Origin of the sequence: Kitasatospora sp. NPDC088160 (assembly GCF_044741445.1) — a bacterium.
GTDB lineage: Bacteria > Actinomycetota > Actinomycetes > Streptomycetales > Streptomycetaceae > Kitasatospora.
Genome location: NZ_JBIUSS010000007.1, coordinates 231,219 through 237,510, shown reverse-complemented (window position 1 = coordinate 237,510; position 6,292 = coordinate 231,219). Strand labels below are relative to the sequence as shown.

General features: G+C 73.4%; 6 protein-coding genes. 5 read left to right on the top strand and 1 reads right to left on the bottom strand.

The window, feature by feature from the left end; all coding sequences use genetic code 11:
• Nucleotides 1–128: 128 nt before the first annotated feature.
• Complete coding sequence (locus ACIOGZ_RS13195; protein ID WP_363589325.1) at nt 129–371, bottom strand: hypothetical protein; 243 nt, start codon at nt 369–371, stop codon at nt 129–131.
• A gap of 273 nt (nt 372–644) precedes the next feature.
• Here ACIOGZ_RS13195 and ACIOGZ_RS13190 point away from each other — a divergent pair, with 273 nt between their 5' ends.
• The 5 genes from ACIOGZ_RS13190 to ACIOGZ_RS13170 all read left to right on the top strand — a co-directional run bounded on the left by ACIOGZ_RS13190 (nt 645) and on the right by ACIOGZ_RS13170 (nt 6,156).
• The gene (locus ACIOGZ_RS13190) at nt 645–1,349 is read left to right on the top strand and encodes a GNAT family N-acetyltransferase (RefSeq protein ID WP_363589324.1); all 705 of its coding nucleotides are present in this window, start codon (nt 645–647) and stop codon (nt 1,347–1,349) included.
• 262 nt (nt 1,350–1,611) lie between these two features.
• Entirely contained in the window at nt 1,612–2,874 is a 1,263-nt protein-coding gene (locus ACIOGZ_RS13185; protein WP_350886666.1) for a MurT ligase domain-containing protein, read from the top strand.
• A 46-nt stretch (nt 2,875–2,920) separates the two neighbouring features.
• Nucleotides 2,921–3,649, top strand: a complete 729-nt coding sequence (locus ACIOGZ_RS13180; protein ID WP_363589322.1) for a glutamine amidotransferase — start codon at nt 2,921–2,923, stop codon at nt 3,647–3,649.
• Between the two features lie 355 nt (nt 3,650–4,004).
• Nucleotides 4,005–5,030 carry a 6-phosphofructokinase gene (locus ACIOGZ_RS13175; protein ID WP_350886672.1) on the top strand — a complete coding sequence of 342 codons (1,026 nt, stop codon included), beginning with the start codon at nt 4,005–4,007 and terminating at the stop codon, nt 5,028–5,030.
• Nucleotides 5,031–5,154: 124 nt separating this feature from the next.
• On the top strand, nt 5,155–6,156 hold the full coding sequence (locus ACIOGZ_RS13170; protein WP_363629427.1) for a 2-hydroxyacid dehydrogenase: 1,002 nt from the start codon (nt 5,155–5,157) through the stop codon (nt 6,154–6,156).
• The last annotated feature ends 136 nt before the right edge of the window (nt 6,157–6,292 follow it).

Here is a 6,292-nt window from a genome sequence, read left to right as displayed (position 1 = left end):
CCGCCCCCCCCCCCGGGGCGCCGGGGGCGGGGGGGGGCCCCCGGGGGCCCCGCCGCCCCCCCCCCCGGCGGCCGGGGCCTGAGGGCGGCCCCCGTACGGCCGCCGCTCAGTCGCCGCTCAGTCGCCGCTCAGCTGTCGCTCGGCTGGACGACGCACGCCGAGTTCGCGAGCATCGACCCGAAGCCGCCGAGCAGCGTGGAGACGACAGCCTTGCAGGCGGCAGCCTCCTGGGGCGTCTTGGGCCCGTCGGCGGCGGCGGCCGGCTGGGCGAGGGCGATCGGCGCGGCCAGCAGCAGTGCGCAGCACGCCACGCCCAGTACGGACCGCTGCACGAGGGCGGACTTCTTCAGGAAGGACGACGGGAAGGACATGTGAGCCCCTTCGGGGGAGGTGGGATCGGCGAAAAGCCGAGCCATCCCTATCCGAAGGGGCTCACCCGTTCCCGGATTCTGCGCCATCCGTGAGCGTGTCCAGGTCAATGGTCCGGTCGGGGCCGGGCGATCGCCCCGGGCCCGTCGGCCACCCTGGTGCCCGAGCCCGGCCGAGCCCCCCGAAACATGGTCACGCTCCGGAACCGCCCAGGTCATTCCTGCGTTCACGATCACGTAACCGGCCGGAAGCGCGGCGTCGGTAGCGTCGGCGGCATGACGGCATCACGCACTCGCCCCGAACGGCTCTGGCACCGGCCTTTCCGCAGGTCCGAGCGCAGGTGCGCGGCGCCCGAGGGCCAGGCCGCCCGGCTGCCCGCGCTCACCGGGGGCCCGTTGCGGTCCGCCCGCCCGCACCCCCCGGTCGACCGGCCGCGAGCCGTGACGGACCCGGACCGGGAGGCGCCGTCCCGGCTGACGCTGGCGGACGGGACGGCGCTGACGCTGCGCCCCGCCGGACCGGCCGACCGGGCCGCGGCCCTGGCGATGCACCTCCGCTGCTCCCCCGCCTCGCTGCGGCTGCGCTACCACGGGCCGGTCCGCGACGCCGGCCGCTACCTGGACCACCTGCTGGACGCCCGGCACGGCCACAGCCTCGCCGCGACGGCCGCCGACGGGCGGATCGTCGCCCTCGGGCACCTGATGTGGGACGACGACGAGGCGGAGCTGGCGGTGCTGGTCGAGGACGCCTGGCAGCGGCGCGGACTCGGTCCGGCCCTGCTGCGGCAGCTGTCGGCGGCGGCCCGGGCGGCCGGTGTCACGACCGTGTACGCGGTGACCCACGCCTCCAACACCGGGCTGATCACCGCGATGCGCCGGCTGGCCGCGCCGCTGGACTTCCGGGCCGAGGACGGCACCCTGGTGATCACCGCCACGCTGGCCGCGGACGAGCCGGTCTCCTGCGCCCGCCCGGGCCGCTGATCTTTTCTTCACCACATCCTCACCCGGGAACCCCGAGAGCCCGGAGAGCGTCCCAAGCGGCGAAGGCCCCCTCCGTACACCGTCTTCCCCGACGATCCGTCAGGACGCCCGAGGCGGCGCCTCCGGCCGTGTCGCAGCAGGCTGCCTGGGGTCCGGATCGTCGAGCCGGGCGGCGGAGTCGGTAGGCTGGCCCCGTCCCCGCCGCCCGACGGCCCGTTGATCCGGACCCGGGTGGTGCCGCAGCAAGGAGGAACCACTGAGCATGGCAGGCACCGAATCGGAGCCCACAGGCGCACGCGACGCCTCGCTGCCGGCCCGCGCCAAGATCGCGGTCACGGCCGGTCGGGTCGCTGCCGCCGTGTCCCGCAAGGCCGGACGCGGAAGCGGCTCGGTGATCGGCGGCAAGGTCGCCCTGAGGCTCGACCCCGACCTGCTCGCCACCCTCGCCGACCACCTCGACGTCGTCCTGGTCAGCGCCACCAACGGCAAGACCACCACGACCCGCCTGATCGCCGAGGCGCTGCGCGCCGCCGGCCCGGTGGTCTCCAACGCCCTGGGCGCCAACATGCCGGCCGGCATCACCTCCGCCCTGGCCGGTGGTTCGGACGCCCGCTTCGGCGTGATCGAGGTCGACGAGAAGTACCTGGCGGGCGTCGCCCGCGACACCCGCCCCAAGGCGATCGCCCTGCTCAACCTCTCCCGCGACCAGCTCGACCGCGCCGCCGAGACCCGGATGATGGCCGAGAAGTGGCGCGAGGGCCTTCAGGACACCGAGGCCGTGGTCATCGCCAACGCCGACGACCCGCTGGTGACCTGGGCCGCCTCGTCCTGCAAGAAGGTGGTCTGGGTGGCCGCCGGGCAGGCCTGGAAGGAGGACGCCTGGTCCTGCCCCGCCTGCGGCGGTGTGATGCAGCGCCCCGGCGACGACTGGTTCTGCCAGGAGTGCGGCTTCCGGCGCCCCAACCCGCACTGGGCGCTCCAGGGCACCCACGTGATCGACCCGCAGCGCGGCGCCTGGCCGATCCAGCTCCAGCTGCCCGGCCGGGCCAACCTGGCCAACGCCACCAGCTCGGCCGCCGTCGCCGCCGTGTTCGGCGTCTCCCCGCAGGTCGCGCTGGAGCGGATGCGCTCGGTCACGGCCGTGGCCGGCCGCTACGACGTGGTCCAGTACCAGGGCCGGGACATCCGGCTGCTGCTGGCCAAGAACCCGGCCGGCTGGCTGGAGACGTTCTCGCTGATCGACGGCCCGCCCGCGCCGGTGATCCTGTCCGTCAACGCGCTCGACGCCGACGGCACGGACACCTCCTGGCTGTGGGACGTCGACTACGAGCGCCTCGCCGGGCACCCGGTGTTCGTGATGGGGCAGCGCAAGCTGGACCTGGCCGTCCGCCTGGAGGTCGCCGGACTGCAGTTCCACGTGGTGGACACGCTGGAGCAGGCCGTCCGGATGGCCCCGCCCGGCCGGATCGAGGCCATCGCCAACTACACCGCCTTCCAGCAGCTGCGGAAGGTCGTGGCCGGCTGATGCCGCGCCTGCAGCCCCATCTGATCGTGACGGAAGGCCTTCGAGGATGAGTGAGAGCAGCCTGCGCGTGGTCTGGGTCTACCCGGACCTGCTCAGCACCTACGGCGACCGCGGCAACGCCCTGGTCGTGGAGCGCCGGGCCCGCCAGCGCCATCTCAACGTGACCCGGATCGACGTCCGCTCCGACCAGGCGGTCCCCACCAGCGGCGACATCTACCTGATCGGCGGCGGCGAGGACCGTCCGCAGCGGCTCGCCGCCGAGCGGCTGCGCAACGACAGCGGCCTGATCCGGGCCTCCGAGAACGGCGCGATCATCTTCGGCGTCTGCGCGGGCTTCCAGATCATGGGCCACGAGTTCGTCAACGACCTCGGCGAGCGCGAGCCGGGCCTCGGCCTGCTCGACGTCTGGACCACCCGCGGCGACGGCGCCCGCTGCGTCGGCGATGTCCTCGCCGACGTCGACCCGCGCCTCGGCCTGCCGCAGCTGACCGGCTTCGAGAACCACCAGGGCGTCACCCACCTCGGCCAGGGCGTCCAGCCGCTGGCCACCGTGGTCGCCGGCCGGGGCAACGGCACCGGCGACGGCACCGAGGGCGCCTGGCGGGACACCGTGTTCGGCACCTACCTGCACGGCCCGGTGCTGGCCCGCAACCCCGCCGTGGCCGACATGCTGATCAAGCTGGCGCTGGACGTCAACGCCCTGCCGCCGGCCGACACCACCTGGTACGACGCGCTGCGCGCCGAGCGCATCGCCGCCACGACGCGCCCCGCGTAGTACGTCCGTCCGCCCCGACGCCCGGGTGCCCGCGATGCGGTCACCCGGTTCAGGGGCGGCCCCGGACGTACCACAATGGGGCTGCCTACTGCACACCCTCCTCGGCAGCAGGCTGCACTTTCCGCGCGGGGGCGCCGACGGCGCCGCTCCCGCGTCGGCTCCTGCCCGGCCGGACCAGGGGCCGTATGCTCGACTTCGCGGCCGTTTTCGGGCGTTCTGTCCGGATCGGCCGGTCCTTCACCCCGCGGCCACCTCCCCGCCACTCCGGCGTGGGAGCGCCCCGCTACGGTGACGGCTCGTCGTCCCAGCCTGTAGTCCGGCCGTTCCTCGGTTCTGCTCGGGAGTTGCAAAGCTAATGCGTATCGGAGTGCTGACCAGCGGCGGTGACTGCCCCGGCCTGAACGCGGTGATCCGTTCCGTGGTCCACCGGGGGGTGGTCGACCACGGCGACGAGATCATCGGTTTCCAGGACGGCTGGCGCGGTCTCCTGGAGGGCGTCCACCGGCCGCTCACCCTCGACTCGGTGAGCGGCATCCTGGCCCAGGGCGGCACGATCCTCGGCTCGTCCCGGGTCCAGCCCAGCCACCTGCGCGACGGCGTCGAGCGCGCCAAGCGACTGTGCGCGGACCTCGGCATCGACGCGGTGATCCCGATCGGCGGCGAGGGCACCCTGAAGGCCGCCAAGCTGATGAGCGACGCCGGACTGCCGGTGGTCGGGGTCCCGAAGACCATCGACAACGACATCGCCTCCACCGACGTCACCTTCGGCTTCGACACCGCCGTCTCGGTCGCCACCGAGGCGCTGGACCGGCTGAAGACCACCGCCGAATCCCACCAGCGGGTCATGGTCGTCGAGGTCATGGGCCGGCACACCGGCTGGATCGCGCTCAACGCGGGCATGGCGGCCGGCGCGCACGCCATCGTCGTCCCGGAGCGTCCGTTCCACATCGACAAGCTGACCGCCGTCGTCCGCGAACGCTTCGACCGGCAGAAGAAGTTCGCCATCGTGGTCTGCGCCGAGGGCGCCAAGCCCGAGCCCGGCACCATGCACTGGGAAGAGGGCACCAAGGACATCTACGGCCACGAGCGGTTCACCGGCATCGCCACCCAGCTCTCCCGCGAGCTGGAGCACCGGCTCGGCAAGGAGGCCCGCCCGGTGATCCTCGGCCACACCCAGCGCGGCGGCACCCCGACCGCGTACGACCGGGTGCTCGCCACCCGCTTCGGCTGGCACGCCGTCGAGGCCGTCCACAAGGGCGCGTTCGGGCACATCACCGCGCTGCAGGGCACCGACATCAACCTGGTGCCGATCGCCGAGGCCGTCGCCGAGCTGAAGACCGTCCCGCAGGAGCGCTACCTGGAGGCGGAGACGGTCATCTGACCTCCCCCACCCCGTCGAGGGCCCGGACCGCTACCGGTCCGGGCCCTCGTGCGTCCGACGGGCGCCCCTGCGACGGCCCCGCTAGCGTGGCCGGTGGAGCGGACCACTCGCGGAAGGGCAACCGATGGAGATCCTCGCGTACGGGGTGCAGGCCGACGAACGGCCGCTGCTGGAACAGGCCTTCGCCGGCCGGCACGGGCTGCGCTGCCTGAGCATGTTCCTCAACCGCGACACCGCCCCACTCGCCGCCGGCTACCCGGCCGTCAGCAGCAGCGTCAACGCCGTCCTCGACGCCGAGACCCTCACCGTCCTCGCCGCCGGCGGCACCAAGCTGATCGCCCAACGCTCCACCGGCTTCAACAACATCGACCTCGACGCCGCCGCCGACCTCGGCCTCACCGTCGCCCGCGTCTCCTACTACAGCCCCTACGCCGTCGCCGAACACGCCTGGACGCTGGCCCTGGCCGTCAACCGCCGGATCGTCCGGGCCGCTGGACGCAGCCGCGAGTTCGACTTCCGCCTCGACGGCCTCCTCGGCCGGGACGTCCACGGGATGACGGTCGGCGTCATCGGCACCGGCAAGATCGGCGAGTGCTTCACCCGCATCGCGGCCGGCTTCGGCACCGAACTGCTCGGCTGGGACATCGCCCGGAACCCGGCCTGCCTCGACCTCGGCATGACCTACACCGAACTGCCCGAACTCCTCACCCGCGCCGACCTCATCAGCCTCCACGTCCCCCTGCTCCCCGCCACCCACCACCTGATCGACGCCGCAGCGCTGGCGCGGATGAAGGACGACGCCATCCTCGTCAACTCCAGCCGCGGCGGCCTCATCGACAGCGCCGCCCTCGTCGAGACCCTGCGCGCCGGGCGCCTGTCCGGCGTCGGCCTCGACGTCTACGAGGAGGAAACCGGCGTCTTCTTCACCGACCGCTCCATCGAAGGCATCACCGACGACGTCCTCGCCCGCCTCGTCACCTTCCCCCAGGTCCTCGTCACCAGCCACCAGGCCTACTTCACCCACACCGCCGTCGGCCAGATCATCGACGCCACCGCCCGCAACATCGACGACTACGCCGCCGGCCGGACCAGCGAGAACACCCTCGTCCCGGCCTCCCGCAGCTGACCCAGCGCCGGCCGGGGACGGAACGGGCGCAGCAGACCGCTCCGGCTCGGGAGCCCGGGCCTCCTCGCCACAAAGCCTCAAGCTTCACATCGCGGCGCCGACTCCGGGACCGGGGCTCCCGTGGAGCAGGGCGCTC